General features: G+C 37.5%; 21 protein-coding genes. 15 read left to right on the top strand and 6 right to left on the bottom strand.

All coding sequences use genetic code 11. The annotated features are described in order from the left end of the window. The first annotated feature begins 34 nt into the window (after positions 1 to 34). From HA632_RS12700 to HA632_RS12680, 5 genes are all read left to right on the top strand, one after another. On the top strand, positions 35 to 1,321 hold the full coding sequence (locus tag HA632_RS12700; protein WP_176307567.1) for a hypothetical protein: 1,287 nt from the start codon (positions 35 to 37) through the stop codon (positions 1,319 to 1,321). A gap of 103 nt (positions 1,322 to 1,424) precedes the next feature. After that, positions 1,425 to 2,885 (top strand): Na+/H+ antiporter NhaC, encoded by a 1,461-nt coding sequence (gene nhaC, locus HA632_RS12695; RefSeq protein ID WP_176307566.1) that lies wholly within the window; start codon positions 1,425 to 1,427, stop codon positions 2,883 to 2,885. Between the two features lie 206 nt (positions 2,886 to 3,091). Then, the gene (locus tag HA632_RS12690) at positions 3,092 to 3,727 is read left to right on the top strand and encodes a peroxiredoxin (protein WP_176307565.1); all 636 of its coding nucleotides are present in this window, start codon (positions 3,092 to 3,094) and stop codon (positions 3,725 to 3,727) included. 6 nt (positions 3,728 to 3,733) lie between these two features. Next, a complete protein-coding gene (locus HA632_RS12685) occupies positions 3,734 to 4,042 on the top strand; it encodes a co-chaperone YbbN (protein ID WP_176307564.1) in 309 nt (102 codons plus the stop codon). A 1-nt stretch (position 4,043) separates the two neighbouring features. Beyond that, positions 4,044 to 4,301: a hypothetical protein gene (locus HA632_RS12680; RefSeq protein WP_176307563.1), complete on the top strand. Its 258-nt coding sequence runs from the start codon at positions 4,044 to 4,046 to the stop codon at positions 4,299 to 4,301. Between the two features lie 30 nt (positions 4,302 to 4,331). Here HA632_RS12680 and HA632_RS12675 read toward each other — a convergent pair whose 3' ends face one another. Both HA632_RS12675 and HA632_RS12670 read right to left on the bottom strand, forming a co-directional pair. Next, positions 4,332 to 4,706, bottom strand: coding sequence for a DoxX family protein (locus HA632_RS12675; protein ID WP_176307562.1), 375 nt, complete (start codon positions 4,704 to 4,706; stop codon positions 4,332 to 4,334). A gap of 96 nt (positions 4,707 to 4,802) precedes the next feature. Then, positions 4,803 to 5,702: a DUF4349 domain-containing protein gene (locus HA632_RS12670; RefSeq protein WP_176307561.1), complete on the bottom strand. Its 900-nt coding sequence runs from the start codon at positions 5,700 to 5,702 to the stop codon at positions 4,803 to 4,805. Positions 5,703 to 5,917: 215 nt separating this feature from the next. Here HA632_RS12670 and HA632_RS12665 point away from each other — a divergent pair, with 215 nt between their 5' ends. The 5 genes from HA632_RS12665 (at position 5,918) to HA632_RS12645 (ending at position 12,810) form a co-directional block, all read left to right on the top strand. Continuing rightward, positions 5,918 to 7,201 (top strand): anthranilate synthase component I family protein, encoded by a 1,284-nt coding sequence (locus HA632_RS12665; protein ID WP_228778785.1) that lies wholly within the window; start codon positions 5,918 to 5,920, stop codon positions 7,199 to 7,201. Positions 7,202 to 7,246: 45 nt separating this feature from the next. Further along, the gene (locus HA632_RS12660; RefSeq protein ID WP_176307559.1) at positions 7,247 to 7,600 is read left to right on the top strand and encodes a four helix bundle protein; all 354 of its coding nucleotides are present in this window, start codon (positions 7,247 to 7,249) and stop codon (positions 7,598 to 7,600) included. Positions 7,601 to 7,636: 36 nt separating this feature from the next. Beyond that, a complete protein-coding gene (tilS, locus tag HA632_RS12655) occupies positions 7,637 to 8,947 on the top strand; it encodes a tRNA lysidine(34) synthetase TilS (protein WP_176307558.1) in 1,311 nt (436 codons plus the stop codon). Then, positions 8,947 to 10,938, top strand: coding sequence for a thioredoxin family protein (locus HA632_RS12650; RefSeq protein WP_176307557.1), 1,992 nt, complete (start codon positions 8,947 to 8,949; stop codon positions 10,936 to 10,938). Before tilS ends, HA632_RS12650 begins: the two co-directional genes overlap by 1 nt. Positions 10,939 to 11,040: 102 nt before the next feature. Beyond that, positions 11,041 to 12,810: a carboxypeptidase-like regulatory domain-containing protein gene (locus tag HA632_RS12645; RefSeq protein WP_176307556.1), complete on the top strand. Its 1,770-nt coding sequence runs from the start codon at positions 11,041 to 11,043 to the stop codon at positions 12,808 to 12,810. Positions 12,811 to 12,871: 61 nt separating this feature from the next. Here HA632_RS12645 and HA632_RS12640 read toward each other — a convergent pair whose 3' ends face one another. Beyond that, a complete protein-coding gene (locus HA632_RS12640; RefSeq protein ID WP_176307555.1) occupies positions 12,872 to 13,396 on the bottom strand; it encodes a hypothetical protein in 525 nt (174 codons plus the stop codon). A 146-nt stretch (positions 13,397 to 13,542) separates the two neighbouring features. Here HA632_RS12640 and HA632_RS12635 point away from each other — a divergent pair, with 146 nt between their 5' ends. The 3 genes from HA632_RS12635 to HA632_RS12625 are packed head-to-tail and all read left to right on the top strand — an operon-like array spanning position 13,543 to position 17,574. Continuing rightward, positions 13,543 to 15,873: an ATP-dependent helicase gene (locus HA632_RS12635; protein WP_176307554.1), complete on the top strand. Its 2,331-nt coding sequence runs from the start codon at positions 13,543 to 13,545 to the stop codon at positions 15,871 to 15,873. A 60-nt stretch (positions 15,874 to 15,933) separates the two neighbouring features. Next, complete coding sequence (locus tag HA632_RS12630) at positions 15,934 to 16,554, top strand: L-threonylcarbamoyladenylate synthase (RefSeq protein WP_176307553.1); 621 nt, start codon at positions 15,934 to 15,936, stop codon at positions 16,552 to 16,554. Positions 16,555 to 16,563: 9 nt separating this feature from the next. Further along, complete coding sequence (locus HA632_RS12625; protein ID WP_176307552.1) at positions 16,564 to 17,574, top strand: carboxypeptidase-like regulatory domain-containing protein; 1,011 nt, start codon at positions 16,564 to 16,566, stop codon at positions 17,572 to 17,574. A gap of 55 nt (positions 17,575 to 17,629) precedes the next feature. On the opposite strand, the gene HA632_RS12620 is transcribed toward HA632_RS12625, so the two are convergent. From HA632_RS12620 to HA632_RS12610, 3 genes are all read right to left on the bottom strand, one after another. Next, complete coding sequence (locus HA632_RS12620; RefSeq protein ID WP_176307551.1) at positions 17,630 to 18,466, bottom strand: OmpA family protein; 837 nt, start codon at positions 18,464 to 18,466, stop codon at positions 17,630 to 17,632. 81 nt (positions 18,467 to 18,547) lie between these two features. After that, a complete protein-coding gene (locus tag HA632_RS12615) occupies positions 18,548 to 19,537 on the bottom strand; it encodes a glycosyltransferase family 2 protein (protein WP_176307550.1) in 990 nt (329 codons plus the stop codon). A 3-nt stretch (positions 19,538 to 19,540) separates the two neighbouring features. Then, positions 19,541 to 19,990 carry a type I restriction enzyme HsdR N-terminal domain-containing protein gene (locus tag HA632_RS12610; RefSeq protein ID WP_176307549.1) on the bottom strand — a complete coding sequence of 150 codons (450 nt, stop codon included), beginning with the start codon at positions 19,988 to 19,990 and terminating at the stop codon, positions 19,541 to 19,543. A gap of 51 nt (positions 19,991 to 20,041) precedes the next feature. Here HA632_RS12610 and holA point away from each other — a divergent pair, with 51 nt between their 5' ends. Further along, positions 20,042 to 21,046, top strand: coding sequence for a DNA polymerase III subunit delta (gene holA / locus HA632_RS12605; protein ID WP_176307548.1), 1,005 nt, complete (start codon positions 20,042 to 20,044; stop codon positions 21,044 to 21,046). A gap of 48 nt (positions 21,047 to 21,094) precedes the next feature. Continuing rightward, positions 21,095 to 22,375 (top strand): amidohydrolase family protein, encoded by a 1,281-nt coding sequence (locus HA632_RS12600; protein ID WP_176307547.1) that lies wholly within the window; start codon positions 21,095 to 21,097, stop codon positions 22,373 to 22,375. Positions 22,376 to 22,472 lie beyond the last annotated feature (97 nt).

The raw sequence follows: 22,472 nt of genomic DNA, 5'->3' as shown, positions 1-22,472 counted from the left end.
GGTTAAATTTCAAACAAAATAAACCAATTTAACTATGTCAGCAAGAGTATCTTCCGAAGTAAAAGAGTGGTCTTTTTCCAGAAAAGCGATTACTGTTTTTACCATTTGTTATGCATTTTTATACATGTTTCCTCGGCCATTTAGCGAAATTCCGGGCTTAGATCTAGTGTTTTCAGTTTACACTAAGCCTGTAGAATTAGCGGTGGTTTGGTTTGGGAAAACGGTTTTAGGTCTTACTAAATTAGAAAAAATAGCGGTAACCGGTAGTGGTGATACTACTTTTGATTATGTGAATTTGTTGGTCACTTTTTTGCTTTCCATTGTGGCCACAATCGTTATTATATTGGTCAGCAAAAAAAAGAATTTTGAGTCTTGGTTTCAACTGACTTGGATTTATGCCCGTTACTATGTGGGTTTGTTTCTGATTTTGTATGGGGTGATTAAGTTTTTCAACGGTCAGTTCCAACCTACGCATATTTTCCGTTTAGAGCAAACTTATGGTGAATCATCTCCAATGGGATTGTTGTGGACTTTTATGGGACATTCTTCCGCTTATACTTTCTTTGGCGGTTTTATCGAGTTTGTAGCCGGTGTTTTATTGTTGTTCAGGCGTACAACCATAGCCGGTGCTTTGATGGGCTTTGGTGTGATGTTGAATGTAGCCGCGATGAATTTTTGTTATGATGTACCGGTGAAGTTGTTTTCTTCGCATTTGGTTTTACTCTCAATATTTATAGTGTCGCCTTATTTGGGTTCATTGTACCGTTTCTTTTTCAAACAAGAATCACTCCGCTTAAAAATTGACCCTATAGCTTTTAAACAAGATTGGCAGCGTGTCACCCATAAAGTTTCTAAAATTGTATTGTTGGTATTGTGTTCTTTGGCTATAGTATTGATGATCATACAAGTCAATTCGGCTACGGGAAACGGGACTTATGCTGAAAGTTTTAATGGCAGTTATGAAGTTAAAACATTCGTCAAAAACGGAGACACCATTCCGGTATTAATGTCTGATACCTTGCGTTGGAACAAAGTTTTAATGGAAGAGGGCAATATTGTTATCAAAACAGTTAGAGGAAGAGGCAATTATTACGCATTGAAAACCGATACGATTGCCAATCAACTGATAATTACTTCTTATAAAGACAGCACTAAAATATTTAAATTAAATTATAAACGATTGCCCAACGAGGAGCTCTTAGTCAAAGGGAAATGGGAATCTGATACGCTTGAATTACTTTGGAAACAAAAGAAAAAAAGTGATTATGAACTCAATAATCGTGGTTTCCATTGGATTAATGAGTATCCTTTTAACCGATGAGAATAAAATATTTTGCAATCAGTTGTTAAGCTATAAAATTAGCTTCTCAGTCTTGATATGATTATTTATAAAATTTAGTATATTGTCCGCTAAATTATATGGTATGAGTTCAAAGTTAATTAAGAACAAAGAGTTAAGTTTATTCGAAGCATTAATCCCCGTTATTGTATTGGTTGTAATGTTGGCTTACAACGTTTTTGTTTATGGTGATAGTTCCCTTGGCGGTAGTAATCAGTTTATCCTTTTATTAGGTGGTTCTGTTGCGGCAATTGTGGGTTTATTTAATAAAGTTTCTTTCAAGAAGATGGTAGAAGAAGTAGCAGAAAACGTAAAATCTACAACCGGAGCTATTTTAATTCTTCTGATGGTTGGCTCATTAGCCGGAACTTGGATGGTTAGTGGCGTAATCCCAACAATGATTTATTATGGTTTACAAATTTTAAGTCCATCCATTTTTTTACCATCAGCTTTGATAATATGTTCTTTAATTTCAATAGCAACCGGAAGCTCATGGACAACCAGTGCTACAGTTGGTATTGCCTTAATTGGAATTGGAGGTGCATTAGGGTTTGATTTGGGCATGGTAGCCGGAGCGGTTGTTTCAGGAGCCTATTTTGGAGATAAACTTTCGCCTTTGTCTGATACAACGAATTTAGCACCAGCTATGGCAGGAACCGATTTGTTTACTCATATTAGGTACATGACTTTAACTACGATTCCAACTTATATTTTAACACTACTGCTTTTTATTTTTTTGGGATTAACCGTTGAGGTAAAAGGAACTGTTGATATTAACGAACTTCTATCGGCTATTTCTTCCTCCTTTAATGTTTCACCTTGGTTGTTTTTAGTTCCGATAGTGGTTATTGGTTTAATTATAAAAAAGACAGAACCACTAATTGCTTTGATGATTGGTACTTTATTGGGTGCAGTATTTGCCTTAATTTTTCAACCTCAGATTATCAATCAAATTTCCGGGGTTAGTTCGATGTCTTTTCAATCAGCTTATAAAGGAATAATGAATGCCATTACCACGGAAGTCGTTATTCCTACAGACAATAAAACATTATCAGATTTATTTGTTTCCGGCGGCATGAAAAAAATGTTAGGCACTATTTGGCTGATTTTGTGTGCTATGGTTTTTGGAGGTGTAATGGATGCGATTGGCGCTTTGACCAGAATTAGTAGTGCTTTGCTATCAGTAGCGAAATCAACGTTTGGATTATTTGCTTCTACCGTTGGTAGCTGTTTGGCACTCAATATCACCGCTTCCGATCAATATTTAGCCATTGTAGTTCCCGGTAAAATGTTTTCAAAAGCATATAAAGATAAAGGATTAGCTCCTGAAAATCTTAGTAGAACTCTTGAAGATACCGGTACAGTAACTTCTGTTTTAGTACCTTGGAATACTTGTGGCGCCTACCAAGCAGGAACATTAGGGGTTTCTACATTAGATTATTTGCCTTATGCATTTTTCAATATCATCAGTCCGTTTATGACTTTACTCTTTGCCGCATTCAATATTAAAATTAAGCAGTTAACCAAGTCTACATCTAATTTTTAATACATATTAAACAAAAGGCATTCATCTTCAAAGCTATAGATTTATTAATTCAAAAAAGGCATTTCAAAATAACGAAATGCCTTTTTTTATTGGATAATTATAAACTATAAACTAATAGTGAAATACAATAAGATGTTGCTTTTTTTTAAAGGATTAACAGCGTACTTTTGCACCACGAAAAAAATAACATTTAATCCATACACATTATGTCATTAGTAGGTAAAAAATTCCCCAACATTACTGTAGATGCCATCTCTCACATGGGAGATAATTTGAGAATCAACGTGCTTGAAGAAGCAACAAAAAACAACAAGAAAGTACTTTTATTTTGGTACCCAAAAGATTTTACTTTTGTTTGTCCGACAGAATTGCATGCCTTCCAAACCGCTTTGAGCGAGTTTGAAAACAGAAATACCATCGTAATCGGTGCTTCTTGTGATACCAATGAAGTACACTTTGCCTGGTTGAACACAGCCAAAAACAATGGCGGAATTGAAGGTGTAACTTATCCGCTTTTGGCTGATACGACCAGAAATTTATCCGCTGCTTTAGATATTTTAGATGCCGAATGGGTTTATGATGCCGAATTAAACGACGAAATCTTAGAAGGTTCTAATGTGACTTTCAGAGCGACTTATTTGATTGACGAAACCGGTAAAATTTTCCACGAAAGTGTAAATGATATGCCATTAGGAAGAAATGTAAATGAGTATTTGAGATTAATCGATGCTTACACACACGTACAAACCAAAGGTGAAGTTTGTCCGGCCAACTGGGAAGAAGGAAAAGAAGCGATGCACGCTGACCGCTTGAGTACTGCTGCTTATTTAAGCCAAAATTAATAAGTCATGCTCATCGAATTAAACGAAGATACTTTACAAAATTTGGTAGAAACCAATGAGAAAGTAGTGGTGCAATATTCGGCTTCTTGGTGTGGCAATTGTCGCATCATGAAACCCAAATTCAAAATGCTGGCTTCTCAAAATGAAGGGATGACTTTTGTTTTGGTTGATGCTGAAAATGCTCCGGAGTCCAGAAAATTAGCTAATGTTTCTAATTTGCCAACCTTTGCCACTTTTGTAAACGGTAAATTGGTGAATCAAACCCAAACCAATAAAGCCGAGGTTTTAGCGGAGTTGGTTGATGAAGTGAAATAATATGAAACTACCCGTTATCAAACATTTGACTCAATTCATAGAGGAAAATGACCAAGATTATATCATTGAAACTATTGATGTATTAGAAGCCTTAACAGAAGTACCTTCGTTGAAAGATGAAGAATTGGATGTGATAGGCGAGCTAATCTCCAATATGTATGGCGCGCTTGAGGTTCATAAAATGATCAAAGAAGGCAAAGACAAAAAAGAAGCCCTCAATGATTTTATGAAGCGAGTAATGAGCTCCATTGATAAATAACAAAAACGTCCCGAATATCGGGACGTTTTTTTATGGGGTGAAAACTGTTTTGTAATTATCCCAATAGCGCCAAATTAAAAATAGGTTTCCTAAGAAGAGTGCGGCTGCAATGGGTAGGGTTTCCGGTGACATGAAATAATTGATTAATAAGATATTTAAAGTAACCGGCAAAACAACAATATTCGCCAAAGTTACATATCTACCGATGACAAATGCCAAGCCGCATAACAATTCAACAGCTTTGGCTAAAGGAATCAAATAAACAGAAGCGACTAAACCGGTGTTAAAGGCTTTGAAGTTTCCGGTAGCTTCGGTTTCCGGGGCTAATTTCAAGAAGAAACTGATTGAGGCAAACAGTAAAAATAATCCAATAAGTACTCGAATAACAATGGTAGCGATTTTCATAATTGTTGAAGTTTTTGGTTGGTCTATCAAAGTTAAACAAAAAAATACCAAAAGCCGAAACTAATGGTATTTATTTAAGAGTCAGTCGGATATGGTTTATTGCTTAAAGAATTTTTTATATGCCAAAAAGCCCAAAACTCCAATTAAAATTAACGCCCAGAGTTGCGTCACAAAAGCAATAATCCCTTCCAACATAAACCAACCGGTTTTTAAACTATCCCAAATTTGCAACCCGATATGCGGTCGATAGGCATTGCTGTTTTTCTCGTTGAATACCAATTCCTTTTTCACCGTTTCTCTTTGGTACAAATACAACGTCACGGTGCTGTAATTAACTTGATCTTCCAGTGATAAATTCTTAATGATTTGCTCATCGCTTTCCGTTTCCCGGTCGAGCACTTTGTCTTCAGCGTTGGTGATATCGTTAATCTTTTTGCCTTTGGTATCAATGCCTTTTTCCAAGCGTTGTTGGCTTTTGGTCAATCGTTTTTGCGCCAGTTTATTGGATAACAATTGTAAAGCTACATCATCGGCTTTAATCAAACGGCTGTCGAGGAAATCTACTTCTTTGGCTAAGGAGGTTAAGACGGTATCTAATTGCGAATTCGGAACGCGAAGGGTAATGGTGTTGTCTACGGTATATTTGGTCGTTTCCAAAATGCTGTCCTGACTTACCTGAGTTTCTTCATGTTCGTTAACGGTGCTTTTCAAATCGGTAAAGGTTACAAAGCCACCGTGTTTGGCCACAATGCTCTCTATAGCATAAGTCGATTGGGCGACATTTTTAACTTTGAATTTTAAATCGGCCGTTCGTACAAACTTTCGGTTAGATTGTTTGTTTTCTACTGCAGCGTTTGAGGAAGTAGTGGTTACCGCAATGCTGTCGGCGGCAACATTCATTTCTGTTGCGGCATTGTCTTCCGCTTCCGCTTGTTTGCATGCAAAGGCAATTCCCAATAGTAGTAATGCCAAACCCAGTTTTGATAAGTGTTTCATGTTTCATTCATTTTAAATAGTTATTAATAGTTACAGTTCCAATACGTATTATTTTTTGAGCAAGTCGGAGTAGTTTTCTATCAATAGCTTTTAATGAATTACTTGTTAAACACTTTTTTTAGTCCTACTAAAAAGCGTGCCAAAAATTCAACTTTGTTCGTTCGTCCCGAGAATTATTTTTATTGTAATTTTGAATGCCATTAAAAACCGCTCACTTGAGAACCAGTATTACCCGAAAAATTGAACAGACCGATACTTTTAAAAGCCAATTATTGGCTTGGTCACAACAGTTTAGGGAAGTCGTTTTTTTGGATTCCAATGACCATCAGCAAAAGTATTCGAGTTATGATTGTGTCTTAGCGGTTGATGCCTTTACGGCCATAAAAACCGACCATCACAACGCTTTTGAAGATGTAAAACAATACCAACAACAAACTAAAGATTGGCTGTTCGGTTATCTTTCCTATGATTTAAAAAATGATATTGAAGAGTTGCAATCCCACAACTTTGATGGTTTAGATTTTCCTGATTTGTTTTTTTTCCAACCCAAGAAATTATTTTTGCTGAAAGGAAACGAATTAGAAATTCATTACCTCCGAATGTGTGATGATGAAATCGAATCTGATTTTGAAGATATCGAGACTTACCGTCAACCGTCAACCGTCAACCGACAACCCAAAATAGAACAACGGATTTCAAAGAAGAACTACATCGCCAAAGTCACCGAAATGCTTTCGCGAATTCATCGCGGCGATATTTACGAAGCCAATTTTTGTATGGAATTTTATGCCGAAAATGCTAAGATTGATTCGTTAGAAATTTATCAAAAACTGAATGACATTTCACATCCGCCATTCGCCGCATATTTCAAGAATAACCATCAATATTTGCTGTGTGCCTCGCCGGAACGCTATTTGAGAAAAGAAGGAAACAAAGTCATTTCCCAACCGATAAAAGGAACAGCCAAACGTTATATTGATGAAGTTTCAGACCAAAACGCCAAAACCGAGTTAGCCCAAAATCCCAAAGAGCGTTCGGAAAATATCATGATAGTTGACTTAGTCCGCAATGATTTATCGCATACCGCCACCAAAGGTTCTGTTGTTGTGGAAGAGCTTTGTGGGATTTATTCTTTTGAGCAAGTGCATCAAATGATTTCAACCATAGTTTCAACCGTTGACCATTCAACTTCACCTATAGAAATTCTGAGAACGACTTTCCCTATGGGCAGCATGACCGGTGCACCCAAAATCTCCGCCATGAAAATCATCGAAGAACTCGAAGAAACCAAACGCGGATTATACAGCGGCGCAGTGGGTTATTTCACCCCAAATAACGATTTCGATTTCAATGTCGTTATCCGAAGCATTTTATACAATTCCAAAAAGGAGTATTTGTCTTTTTCCGTTGGTAGCGCCATTACTTCGCAAGCGGTTCCTGAGCAAGAGTACGAAGAGTGTTTGCTGAAAGCCAAAGCGATGTTCGAGGTTTTGAGTTAAGGGATAAGAGATAAGGGAAAAGGGAAAAGTTTTAAATTTAGGTATATGACAAGTTATAGAGATTTAATTGTTTGGCAAAAATCAATGAGTTTGGTAACACTGATTTATAAATTGGTTACTCAGTTACCCGAGAATGAGAAATATGGATTGGCTTCACAAATAAAGAGAAGTGCTGTTTCTATTCCTTCCAATATTGCTGAAGGTTATGGGCGAAATTATAGAAAAGACTATTCGAGATTTTTGCAAATTGCTCGTGGTTCATTATTTGAAAATCAAACTCAGTTGGAAATAGCAGTTAATTTAGATTTCTTAAAAGCGGATGATTTAGAAGAAATAAAACAACTGTCAATAGAAGTTGAAAAAATGCTAAATTCGTTGATTAAAAAGCTAGAGGAATAACTTATCCCTTTTCCCTAATCCCTTTTGACTTAAAACATGTTATCAAAATTCCAAAACCACATCAATGAAAACCTTCCTTTTCTCAAAGGAAAGAAGTTGTTATTGGCCGTTAGCGGCGGCGTTGACAGCATGGTTTTGGTGGATTTGTGTTTCCAATCAAAATTAGATTTCGCAGTAGCGCACTGTAATTTCCAATTGCGTGGTGAAGAAAGCGATGAGGATGAAAACTTCGTCAAAAATCAAATAGAAAAATTACAAATTCCAATATTCATTCAAAGATTCGATACAAAGGCTTTTGCCGAACAAAATAAACTTTCGATTCAAGTGGTGGCACGAAACCTTCGTTATGAGTGGTTTTATACGCTTTTGGCCAACCATAATTTTGATTATATCTTAACGGCGCATCATCTCGATGACAGTTTGGAAACCTTTTTAATCAACTTTACGCGTGGTTCAGGAATTGAAGGTCTGACCGGAATTCCGGAACAGAATGACAAGATTGTCCGACCGTTATTGGCTTTTTCCAGAAATGAGATCGAGGCTTTCGCCCATGAAAATCAAATCATTTGGCGCGAAGACAGCAGCAATGCTTCGGATAAATATTTACGCAACAAATTGCGCCACGATGTGATTCCGATTTTGAAGGAACTGAATCCGAGTTTGTTGTCGTCTTTTGAAAACACGATTGGTCATTTGAAACAAACCCAATCATTGGCCAAAGATGCGGCTGAAAATTTGTACCAAAAAGTGGTCAGCGAAGAAGAAAATCATATGGTTATCGACTTGCCCAAGTTGCTCAAATACCGAAATTACAAAGCCTATTTGTTCGATTGGCTGCAACCTTTTGGCTTTGCCGATTGGTCTTCGGTTTATGATTTAATCAACGCGCAATCCGGAAAGCAAGTCTTGTCAAATACCCATATTCTCTTGAAAAACAGGGATTCTTTGTTGTTGTTTCCAAAGCAAAATGTGGTGAGTGATGAAGTGTTTTGGGTGCAAAAAGGGCAAACCGAAGTTAAAGTTCCCTTAAAACTTGCCTTTTGTAACGTAAGTGACATTTCACTTCAAACAAGTAATGTTATCTTTGTCGATGAAGACAAGCTTCAATTTCCGTTGACCATTCGCCGTTGGCAAGAAGGGGATTTTTTTCAACCTTTTGGCATGACCGGAAAAAAGAAATTGAGCAAGTATTTCAAAGACGAAAAGTTCTCCTTGCTCGATAAAGCCAATATTTGGCTACTTTGTTCCGATGATAAAATTGTTTGGATAGTAGGAAAAAGGCAAGATGAACGATTCAGGATAACAGCAAGCACAACTAAAATTTTAAAAATCAATTATACCGACTAATGAAGAAAGCACTATTTTTTCTTTTGAGTTTTTTGGCTTTCGCCAATGTAAATGCCCAAATGGTAAATCCGGTAAAATGGAGCAGTAAAGTTGAGAAAATCAGCGACACCGAATTCAATTTGGTGATGGAAGGCAAAATCGAAGACCAATGGCATGTTTATTCCCAATTTACCCCGGAAAACGGACCTTTAGCAGCCGAATTCAAATTCAAAGATGCCAAAGGAAACTACGAACTGATTGGAAAAGTCAAAGAAAGTCCGTATAAAAAACAATACAACGATGTTTTTGAGGTTGACGAGTATTATTTCGAAAAGAAAGTAACGTTTACCCAAAAAATAAAAGTCTTAAATCCTAGTCTGACCACCATAAAGGCGACGATTGATTACCAAGTCTGTAAAGAAGTTTGTATCAATCAAGACTATGCTTTTACTTTTTCATTGCCAAAAATAGTAATGGCAAACCCGGAGGAAGTTGTGACAAACATTGACTCTATAGAAGCTGATACCACACAAACACCTAAAGAAAAAGTTAAACCAGCTGCTTCAACAGATGTTGCTCAACCAAAGAAAGAAGAAAACAGAGGTTTGTTGACGATTTTCTTTTTGGCATTCCTTGGCGGATTTGCCGCTTTGCTAACGCCTTGTGTTTTCCCGATGATTCCAATGACGGTAAGTTTTTTTACCAAACAAAGTAAAAATCCCGGACAAGGCAAGCGCAATGCCATTTTGTATGGAATTTCCATTATCGCCATCTATTTGATATTAGGTTCTTTGGTAACGGGTATTTTCGGTGCGGAAGCCTTGAATTCTTTGTCAACGAATGTTTGGTTCAACGTGTTTTTCTTTATTTTATTGGTCATTTTTGCGGTGTCTTTTTTGGGTGCTTTCGAAATCATGTTGCCGAATTCTTGGGCGAATAAAGTCGACAGACAAGCCGACAGAGGCGGAATAATCGGAATATTATTCATGGCCTTGGCCTTGGCCATCGTTTCGTTTTCGTGTACCGGACCCATTGTGGGAACGCTTTTAGTGGAATCAGCTTCCAAAGGTGGCATTGCGCCAATCGTTGGTATGCTTGGCTTTTCATCGGCTTTAGCTTTACCGTTTATGTTGTTTGCGATGTTCCCGAGTTGGATGCATTCGTTACCCAAATCAGGCGGTTGGTTGAATACCGTTAAAGTGTCATTAGGCTTTTTAGAATTGGCTTTAGCCTTTAAATTTTTATCCAATGCCGATTTGGTTTTACAATTGCATTTACTCGAAAGAGAAGTTTTCTTAGCGATTTGGATTGCCATTTTCGGTACTTGGGCTTTGTATTTATTGGGCAAAATCACCACGCCGCATGATAGTCCGTTGACCCATATTTCTGTGGGAAGATTGTCTTTGGCTCTTTTGGTTTTAGCCTTTACGGTTTATATGATTCCGGGCTTATTCGGTGCGCCTTTAAAAATGATTTCTGCCTTTCCACCGCCACAAACGTATAGTGAAAGTCCAACCGGTTTCTTCGGTTCTTCGGCTGAAGTTTCCAAAGGCGACTTGCCCGATGGTGCCAAAATAGGGGAACACGGAATCATTACTTTCACCGATTATGAAAAAGGTTTGGCGCACGCCAAAGAGGTAAACAAACCCATTATGCTCGATTTCACCGGATTTGCTTGCGTGAACTGTCGTAAAATGGAAATCAATGTTTGGTCGGACGAAAGAGTGCTAAGCGTACTTAAAAACGAAGTGGTTTTGATTTCTTTGTATGTTGACGACAAACGTGATTTACCTAAGGACCAACAATACGTTTCCAAAGAAACCGGTAAAGAAGTGGTGACTATTGGTAACAAATGGACCGATTTTATTATTACACGTTATAAAACCAATACACAACCGTATTATGTTTTAACCGATTTGAAAGAGCAAAAACTAAACGAACCGATTAGTTACACACCTAACATCGATGAATATTTGGCTTGGCTGAAAGACGGTGTTTCGAAATTTAAATAAGATTAAGAATCCTGGTGAAAATCAGGATTTTTTTTGTTTCTTATTTTTCTGACGCAACCAATTTAGGTTTTTACTATCTTTCGTTAAACAAAACCTAACGTTATGAAAAAAATCCATTCCCTTTTGTGTTTATTGCTATTAGTAGCTGCTTTTTCAAGTTGCGAATCTAATGATGACAATTCCAATTCAGGCCCGAATGATGAGACTTTTACTCAAAATTTCGGGAATTCCGTTAATCGTGATTTTATAGGTCAAGTAGTCGATACCGACAATAATCCTTTACAAGGAGCTACAGTAAAAATCGGTTCTTCCACAGTACAAACGGATGTTAATGGTATTTTTATTATCAATGGTGCCAATGTGTATCAGCGATTCGCCTACATCACAGCAACCAAAGCTGGTTATATTGACGGTTCGCGTTCGATGGTTCCCACAACCGGGAAAAATAATGTGAAGATTATGATGATTCCCAATACACCTTTAGAAACAATTCAATCAGGTGTTTCCAGTGAAGTAGCTTTGCCTTCGGGGACTAAAGTCGTCTTTGACGGTGCTTTTGAAGATGCCAATGGGAATGATTATTCGGGAAGCGTACAAGTAGCGATGTTTCATTTGTTGCCAAGCGATGAAAATATCAGTAAACTAATGCCGGGTATGTTATACGCCCAAACGGAAACTAACCAACAAGCGGTTTTAGAAACTTTCGGAATGTTAAATGTTGAGCTTCGCGGAAGTGGTGGACAAAAGTTAAATATTAAAGAAGGTCACACCGCTGAAATTACATTGCAAATTGATAATAGTCAAATATCTTCGGCACCAAGCTCCATTCCACTATGGCATTTTGATGAAACTAAAGGCTATTGGAAAGAAGAGGGTGTTGCAACTAAAGTAGGCAACAAATACGTTGGCGAAGTGTCTCATTTTTCATGGTGGAATTGTGATGCGCCTTTTCCTTTGGTAACTTTAACAGTGACAATTGTTGATGCTAACGGTAACGGTATTTCTAATGTTGGAGTAGGGTTAATAGCTAATGGTAATACATGGCCGGTTATGGGTTATACGAATAATGATGGTCTGATTTCAGGATTAGTGCCATCAAATCAAACTATAGTATTAAATGTCTATCCGGATTATTACAGCTGTAACACGAGTAATATTATTTACACTACGTCAATCGGACCATTTACAGCTAATACTACTTTACCCAATATTGTAATTAACAATTCGCCTACGACTATGAGCTCCAATGTAGTTGGGAATTTAGTCAAATGTGATAATACCAATGTGACTAATGGCTATGTAATATTGAGCAGAGCAGGAGGTTATTCGGTTTCACCGGTTACGAATGGAGCGTTTAGTTTTAATGAAATCTATTGTCCGAGTAATACACAATTTACTTTGAAAGGTTTTGATATGGAGAACTTACAAACAACGGACTCTATTGCATATAATTTTACAGCTCCAATTACCAATATAGGTAATCTTCAAGCTTGTACGGCAGTGGATGAATTTATTTCGTATCAAATAGACAATAATACGCCGGTGTTTTTAATTCAGCAGGTAAACGGAGCAATTGAGGGACAGATTCCAACTTCTGTTATTTTAACTCTGAATGGTTACAATAGTAATCAAAATGGCCTATATATTTGGGGAAATACTGCCACACCGGGAATCTACACGACCACCCAATTTTCAATAGAAGGAAGCGGAGTAGGTTATATAGGATCAAGTACGACCAATACGATTCAGTTTAATTTAAATCAGTTTGGTGCTGTTGGTCAGTACATCGATATGACTTTCAGCGGTACTTATACTGATAGTAACGGTGTACATACTTTAACCGGAGTCGCTCATGTTATTAGAGATAATTAATCAAGACAATTAGTCAAAACAATTTTCATAAAAAAAGCCTTCATTACAGAAGGCTTTTTTGTTATCCTAAAACTTCGCTGACTTCACTTTTCATAAATGCCAAGGCGACATTGGTAGCGACTTCGTCTTGAAGCAAGTTACTCAGTATTTTTTCTCGTAGTTTGTCTGCATCAGTAACCGAAGTATCGGCAGTAGTTTTTCTGATGTTTTGAATGATGGTGTTTTTAGCGGTCATGATCATGGTCCAACATTCATCGGAGATATAGATTTGTTGCGTCAAATTGTGTTCAAATTCTTGTTCGATATGGTGAATCAATAAGTTTTGATAAGCCACTTTATCATCGTTCATCGGAGCTACTCTAATTAACAATTTCGCCGGATTGATGCGCTCCAAAAACAAAGCCATACGCTCATAAGCCTGTAAACGCAAAGGCAAAGCCTGTTTCTGATTCTCTTTCTGTGCCAACCATCGACGCGTGTGTTGTTGGTCTTTGAAATAACTGTCAAATAAATAATACGCCACACCGCCCGTAATCAAAGCCGGTAAGGTGTAAAAAGCTAATTCAAGAATTTTATCGGTGCTCATGGTATAATCGACTAAAAATTGTTGACAAATATAATAGAAATACCATTAAATCTGTATTGCAATTCAGGTTTAGTAATGCTAAATTTGTCCAAAACGATTTTAAAACTCAGCGACTCAGCAACTCAGGAACTTAGCCACTTAAAAAAATGCAACAATACATTTCCCAACTCAACGAAGCCCAACAAGCACCCGTTTTCCAAAAGGATGGCCCAATGATTATCATTGCCGGTGCCGGCTCGGGAAAAACACGTGTGTTGACGGTTCGTATTTCGTATTTGATGAGTTTGGGTGTCGATGCGTTTAATATTTTGGCTTTAACGTTTACCAACAAAGCCGCACGTGAAATGAAAAAGCGTATTTCGGATATCGTTGGAAACAACGAAGCCAAAAACCTTTGGATGGGAACTTTTCACTCGGTTTTTGCTAAGATTTTGCGAATAGAAGCGGATAAATTGGGTTATCCGTCGAACTTTACGATTTACGATACACAAGACAGTGTGCGATTGATTTCAGCGATTATCAAAGAAATGCAGCTGGACAAAGACATCTATAAACCGAAACAAGTTTACAGTAGAATCTCATCTTACAAAAACTCGTTGATTACCGTCAAAGCGTATTTCAATAATCCCGAGTTGATGGAAGCTGATGCGATGAGTAAAAAACCTCGTATGGGTGAAATTTATCAAAATTATGTGGAGCGTTGTTTTAAAAGTGGCGCCATGGATTTTGATGATTTATTGCTCAAAACCAATGAGCTTCTAAACCGTTTTCCGGATGTGTTGGCCAAATATCAAGATCGTTTCCGATACATTTTGGTAGATGAGTACCAAGATACCAACCATTCGCAGTATTTGATTGTTCGTGCACTTTCTGACCGATTTCAGAATATTTGTGTCGTAGGCGATGATGCGCAGAGTATTTATGCGTTTCGCGGCGCTAACATCAATAACATTCTCAACTTCCAAAAGGATTATGACAATGTACAAACCTATCGATTGGAGCAAAATTATCGTTCTACCAAGAATATCGTTGAAGCCGCCAATTCGATTATCGATAAGAACAAGACCAAGTTGGAAAAAGTGGTTTGGACCGCGAACGACTTTGGTCCCAAAATAAAAGTCCATAGAAGTATCACCGACGGAGAAGAAGGCCGTTTTGTAGCCGGAGAAATCTTTGAACAAAAAATGCGCAACCAAATGATGAACGGACAGTTTGCCATTTTGTACCGCACCAACGCGCAATCCCGTGCGATGGAAGACGCTTTGCGCAAGCGCGATATTCCGTACCGAATTTACGGCGGTTTGTCTTTTTATCAGCGTAAAGAAATCAAAGACGTTTTGTGTTATTTGCGATTGGTCATCAATCCGAAAGATGAAGAAGCTTTGGTACGTGTCATCAATTATCCCGCAAGAGGAATTGGTGATACGACGGTGGAAAAACTAACCGTTGCCGCCAATCACTACAAACGTTCCATTTTTGAAGTCATGGAACATATTGATAAAATTGATTTAAAACTCAATTCGGGTACCAAGCAGAAGATAGAAGACTTTGTCACGATGATCAAAAGTTTTCAGGTGATCAATGAACAACAAGACGCTTTTGTCTTGACCGAGCATGTGGCCAAGAAAACCGGTTTGATTCAGGAACTTAAAAAAGACGCCACACCCGAAGGTATTGCTCGTATCGAAAATATCGAAACCTTAATGGGCGGTATTAAAGACTTTATCGAAGGCCAAAAAGAAATTGACGGCGCTCGAGGTGCTTTGTCTGAATTTTTAGAAGATGTCGCCTTGGCCACCGATTTAGATAATGATACCGGCGATGATGACAGAGTGGCTTTGATGACGATTCACTTGGCAAAAGGTTTGGAGTTTCCGTATGTGTTTGTTGTTGGGATGGAAGAAGATTTGTTCCCAAGCGCGATGAGTATGAATACGCGAAGCGAACTCGAAGAAGAACGCCGTTTGTTTTATGTAGCGTTAACCCGTGCCGAACACCAAGCTTATTTAACTTATGCGCAATCACGCTATCGTTGGGGCAAATTAACAGATGCTGAACCTTCTCGTTTTATTGAGGAAATTGATGACCAGTATTTAGAATACATCAATCCGATGGACAGAGGCGGTTACAGTTACAAACCAACCATTGACTTAGATATTTTCGGTGATATCGATAAGTCGAAATTGCGTTTGGCCAAACCTGTAGCCGGAACACCACCAAAAACTTACGGAGAAGAGCCTTCCTCTTCGGTAAATATTCGTAAATTGAAACCTGTTTCGAGTCCGGCACCGGGAAATACCAACTTGTTTGACAGCAAATTAGCAGTAGGCAATATGGTAATGCACGAGCGCTTTGGCAAAGGACAAATTGTAAACCTCGAAGGTATTGGTGCCGACAGAAAAGCCGAAATCAAGTTTGAAGTAGGCGGCATTAAGAAATTATTATTGCGTTTTGCCAAACTTGACGTTATTGGCTAATCAAACTCAAAAATACGCTTTAAAAGGTCTAAAATTCTAAGTAGTCTAACAATCATAATTATGGCCGAATTCATCAAAATATACGAAGACAAACCTAACGAAGCCGCTATTAAAAAAGTGGTCGATGTGTTGCGCAATGGCGGTTTGGTGATTTACCCAACAGATACCGTTTATGGTTTAGGTTGTGATATCACCAATAGCAAAGCTTTGGAACGCATTGCCCGAATCAAAGGGATTAAGTTAGAGAAAGCCAATTTTTCCTTTGTGTGCAGTGATTTAAGCAACCTTTCCGATTATGTGAAGCAAATTGACACTTCAACTTTTAAAATCCTTAAAAGAGCGCTTCCCGGACCTTATACTTTCATTCTTCCGGGGAATAATGATTTGCCTAAAGAATTCCGCAAAAAGAAAACCGTTGGGATTCGTGTACCCAATAATAATATTGCATTAGAGATTGTTCGCATGTTGGGCAACCCAATTGTTTCAACTTCCATACACGATGAAGACGAAGTGTTGGAATATTCAACTGATCCGGAATTGATTTTTGAAAAATGGCAAAATAAGGTCGATTTGGTTATCGATGGTGGTTACGGAGACAATGTTGGTTCCACCATAATCGATTTGTCGGGCTATGAACCGGTTGTGCTTCGTGAAGGCAAAGGTGATCCTGATATTTTTTAGCCTATGAGATTGCAGTATCTTCTCCTGTGTTTTTTAGGTTTTAATTTTTCCTTTGCACAATACATCAAAGGCAGAGTTGTCGATGCTTCTAACCAACCGTTGGCTGCCGCTAATGTTTATTATGAAGGGACAACACTATCAACATTTACTAATGATAACGGAGATTTTATTTTGGTTTATGAACCTCAATTGAAACGACCTATAGTGATTAGTTATATTGGATATGTCACCGCTTATGTTGAAACCTATAGTATTGATGAACGATTGACTATAAAGTTAACCCAAGACATTGGGGCATTGCGTGAAGTTGTAGTCAAAAAAGACAAGTTTTCTAGAAAGGAGAAAATGGCCATTTTTAAAGAACATTTTTTAGGAAAAACCGCTTTTGGTTTAAAAACGATTATTGAAAATGAAGATGACATAGTGTTGGAATATGATGAGGAAACCTTTATGTTAAAGGCTTATGCCAACAAGCCTTTGGTGATTATCAATCCTTCATTGGGCTACAAAATTAATTATGAATTAGTCGATTTTGAGGTGCAATTTTCTATATTATCACTCAATCCGCATGCGATTAAGAGAAGTTATTATGCCGGATATACTCGATTTGAGGAAATAGAAAATAGTTCTCGTATCCTCAAAAAAAGAGAACAAGCTTATAGAGGTTCACCAATGCACTTCTATAGAAATTTAATCAATGGAGTTTGGGGCAAAAATGATTTTCAATTATTTCTGAGAGGACACTTGACAAATCCCTCTAATCATTTTACGGTAACCAAAGAAGCCGATAGGTATAAAGTAGATATTAAGAGACAAAAAATAGATTTTGAAAATGATAATTTGGTTGCCTATTTCAGCTTGTTGTATGACGGTAAAGAAAATTCAATAGTTCAATTTAATGCCGAAACGATATATGTTGATCCTTACGGTAATAATTTGAGTTCACGTGATGTTTCATTTTCAGGGGCAATCCAATTTAAAAGATTGGGTGATACATTGCCTTTGAATTATGGTTTATAAAAAAAGTCCCAATTTCTCGGGACTTTTTTATTGGGGTTGTGATTTTTAAAAATCACTATTTTTTCTGGTTTTTCATTTCTTTTTCAATCATTTCATAGAACTCATCAATTTTAGGTAAAATGACGATACGTGTTCTTCTGTTGATGGAGCGATTTTCAGAAGTGTTGTTTTCTACCAACGGAATGTATTCACCTCTTCCGGCAGCAATTAATTGTTTTGGATTGACTTTTAAGTCTTTGGTCAAAACTCTTACGATGGCGGTTGAACGTTTCACACTCAAATCCCAGTTGTCCACTAAAATAGCGTTTCCGGTAAAGGGAACGTTGTCGGTGTGGCCTTCAACCATACACTCAAAGGTTGGTTTGTCATTGATTACTTTGGCTACTTTGGCTAAAACTTCTTTAGCACGATCACTTACTACATAACTTCCGCTTTTGAAAAGCAATTTATCGGCAATAGAAATGAAAACCACACCTTTTTCTACGTTTACTTCAATATCCGGATCAGAAATGCCCACTGAGCTTTTTAAACTGGTTACCAAAGCCAAAGTAACACTGTCTTTGCGTGTTAAGGCATCTTGCAAACGGGTAATTTTAAGGTCTTTTTCTCTTAAGCTTTCAAGAGATTTCTCTAAGTTTTGTGCCCCTTTTGAGGTCAACATAGTCAACTCTTTTGAATTGTTGATTAAATCAGAGTTGTTTTGTTTTAGGTAATCATTTTGTTTAGAAAGCGCCTCTTTTTCAGACAAACACAAATTCAATTTGACTGTAGTTGAATTTAATAAGTCTTGACATTCTTTGTTTTGCGCTTCTAATGCGGCAATTTTTTTCTTAGTTCCGCAGGAAGTCAACGTTAAAGTAACTAACGAAAGGGCAAAAATTACTTTTCTCATAAATGTTTGATTAAAATTTTAACAAAAATACGATTATTTTAAATGTGACGAGTTTTAGAGAATGATAAACTCTTGTTAAAATCATTTCTCAAAAACGGTGCCGTTCTTAATAAAATAACGGTAGACAATGCTTTTGGAATGGTAATAGTTTTCGGAGTTTGAACCACTTCTTTTTTTTAAGTTTTTGTTTATCAGATGATAAAATTCAAAATGGGCTTTGATTATGGCCCAACAATGCACCAATTTTCCTTTGAAAATAAATTGAATTCCCGCCAAACCGTCCAAGCAAAGACGGGCAAAAATGATGAGAAACAGTTTGCCTTCGGGTAAATTTTTGGTTAGCATCAATAAGGAATTACGAAAATTCAAGAATGTTTTTCTCGGATTGCTTTCGTTTAGTGTTGCGCCGCCAACATGATACACTACAGACTTCGAAGTATATTTGGCTTTGTAGCCTAAGTTAAAAGCACGCCAACACAAATCAATCTCTTCCTGATGGGCGAAAAAATCACCGTCAAAACCGTTTAACGTTCGGTAAATGTCTTTGCGAATAAACAAACACGCACCACTGGCCCAAAAAATTTCTGTTTCATCGTCATATTGACCGTTGTCTTTTTCTATGGTTTCAAAAATGCGACCGCGACAATAGGGATAACCATATTGATCAATAAAACCACCGGCTGCTCCGGCATATTCAAAGTAGGCTTTGTTTTTGTAATCTAAAATCTTCGGTTGAATGATGCCGATATTGGGTTCGTTGTCAAAGATAGACAGGACAGGAGTAAGCCAGTTTTCGGTGACTTCTACATCTGAATTAACCAAGGCGTAATAGTCTTCTTCTACTTGTTGTAAAGCTACATTATAGCCGTTGGCAAAACCAAAATTTCCTTCGTTTTGAATGATAGCAACTTGTGGAAACCGGGCCTTAATCACTTCAATAGAATTGTCCGTTGAAGCATTATCGGCGACATATATTTTGGCTTCTTTAGAATAGGCCACTACAGATGGCAAGAATTGCTCGAGCAATTTGGCTCCATTCCAATTGAGTATGACTACGGCTATTTTTTTCAAGGCTTATAAATTTGTGAATTCAGGCAACTCTTTTAAGAAATTATATTGTTCCTTTTCAAAGTCCATTTGACAAAAATAATGATTTAGTCCATTGGTTATCATCAAGTATTTTGCATTGAGTTTGAGATTATATCGGGCAATCTGGTCAAAAGTATTTTGGGTAATGGTCACATCCGGCGCTTTGCATTCAATTAGCAAAAAAATAGCACCATTCGGTTGAAAAACAACCACATCATAACGTTTATTTATATCGTTAATCTTAATTAATTTCTCAACGTTGAGGTAAGATTTTGGATAATTTTTTTCTTGTAACAAATACTGAACCGTGTGTTGACGAACCCATTCTTCGGGTGTGAGAATGACAAACTTTTTCCTGATGTCATCAAAAATAGACACTTTATTTTCACTATTTTTGAGGCGAAACGAATAGGAAGGAAAATTCAATTTTTGCATAAAGCAAATGTAATTTAAAATTCAAAAATTAAAATTCAAAATGCCATAAAAATGGATGAGGTTGTAAAAATAATAAACGACATCAAAGCCGGAAAAATAAAGCCCATCTATTTTTTAATGGGTGAAGAACCTTATTATATAGACCGAATTACAGAATATCTGGAGCAAAATCTTTTAACAGAAGATGAAAAGGGTTTTAACCAAATGGTACTTTACGGGCGCGATACTACTATTGATGATATTGTTTCCAATGCCAAACGTTATCCGATGATGGCCGAGCGTCAAGTCGTAATTGTAAAAGAGGCCCAAGAGCTATCCAGAACGATTGAAAGCTTGGAATCGTATGCTTTGAATCCGCAGCCGACTACTGTTTTGGTCATCGCTTATAAATACAAAACGCTTGATAAACGCAAAAAATTAGTCAAAACTATTGATAAAATGGGTTTGGTTTACGAAAGTAAAAAACTATATGAAAACCAAGTAGGGCAGTGGATTAACCGTGTTTTGCAAGGCAGAGGTTACTCGATTGAACCCAAGGCTAATGCCATGTTGGTGACTTTCCTGGGTAATGATTTGAGCCGAATCGCCAACGAGTTAACCAAGTTGGAAATTATTTTGCCCAAAGGAAGTACCATCACGCCACATCATATTGAGGAAAACATAGGATTCAGTAAGGATTTTAACGTATTTGAATTCCGAAAAGCCATTGGGGAACGAAATCAATTGAAAGCTTACCAGATAGCCAATTATTTTGCGCAAAACAAAAAAGACAACCCAATGGTTTTAGTCAATGGTCAAGTGTTTTCTTTTTTCTCCTCACTATTGCAATACCATGGTTTAAAAGACAAGTCTCCGGCTAATGTCGCCAAGATTTTGAGAGTGAGTCCGTTTTTTGTCAACGATTATATCGGTGCTGCCAAGAATTATCCGATGAAAAAAGTAAGCGGTATTGTGGCTACTCTTCGCGATATTGACATCAAAGGTAAAGGGGTAGGAGCCGCTAACCTCGAAGATGCAGATTTGTATAAAGAAATGCTGATTAGTATATTCAGGTAGCCTGCATCTTTCAAAGATTACTATCTTTATCATTCAAAATCACCACACATGAAAAAATTAATACTCTTCCTCTCTTTTTTGATGTCCTCTTTGGCTTTTTGCCAGGAAACTTATATCCACTGTGGCAAGCTTATCGATACCAAGAACGGTAAAGTACTGACCAATAAAACCATAGTTGTATCGGGGAAAACTATTAAAAGTGTAGAAGACGGATTTCTCAATCCAACAGGAACAAGCACCAAAGTAATCGATTTAAAAACCAAGACAGTAATGCCGGGCTGGATTGATATGCACGTACATTTAGAAGGAGAAACAAGTCCGACCGCTTATTTGGATGAGTTCACGCTCAATGATGCCGATGTGGCTTACAATGCCGAAGTTTTGGCCAAGACTACTTTAATGGCCGGTTTTACTACAGTTAGAGATTTAGGTGGATCCGGTGTTAATGTTTCTTTGCGCAATGCTATCAATAGTGGAAAAATTACCGGGCCAAGAATATTTACTGCTGAAAAGGCCATAGGTTCAACAGGCGGACACGCTGACCCAACCAGCGGTTACCGAAAAGATTTAATGGGTAATCCCGGACCTAAAGAAGGGGTCGTGAACAATATAGACGATGCCAAACAAGCTGTTCGCCAACGCTATAAAAATGGCGCTGATTGGATTAAAATTACCGCTACCGGTGGTGTTTTAAGTATTGCGAAAAGTGGTTCTAATCCACAATTTACTGAAGAAGAGATTGCTGCGATAGTTAGTACGGCGAAGGATTATGGGATGAAAGTAGCTGCTCACGCTCATGGAGATGAAGGCATGCAACGCGCAGTAAAAGCCGGGGTAAAAACCATAGAGCACGGAACAGAAATGAGTGAAGCTACTATGGATCTGATGGTAAAATACAATGCCTATTTGGTGCCAACCATTACCGCAGGAAAAGAAGTTGAATTGAACGCCAAAAAAGAAAATTATTATCCGGCCATTGTAGTTCCCAAAGCTTTAGCCATCGGACCCAAAATTCAAGCTACGTTCGGCAAAGCGTATAAAAAAGGCGTACCCATTGCTTTCGGAACTGATGCAGGCGTATTTGAACACGGTCAAAATGCCAAAGAGTTTATCTATATGAATGAAGCTGGAATGCCCATTATGAAAGCTATTCAATCGGCCACTGTGACTAATGCAATGCTATTAGAAATGGATAAAAAAATTGGAGTTATTGAAGCGGGTTATTTGGCTGATATTATTGCCACAGAACTCGACCCTACACAAGACATTAGTGCAGTATTGAATGTTGTATTTGTAATGAAAGAAGGCGTGGTTTATAAAAGGGAGTAGTGAAGAGGGATAAGGGATAAGTTGTTTTTTTGCTACTTTTTCTTATCCCTTTTTCCTTTTGCCTTTTCCCTTTCTCAATTCATAACTTTTCACTAAA

Origin of the sequence: Flavobacterium sp. J49 (genome assembly GCF_011742145.1) — a bacterium.
Lineage (GTDB): Bacteria > Bacteroidota > Bacteroidia > Flavobacteriales > Flavobacteriaceae > Flavobacterium.
This window is presented reverse-complemented; position numbering and strand designations above follow the sequence as displayed.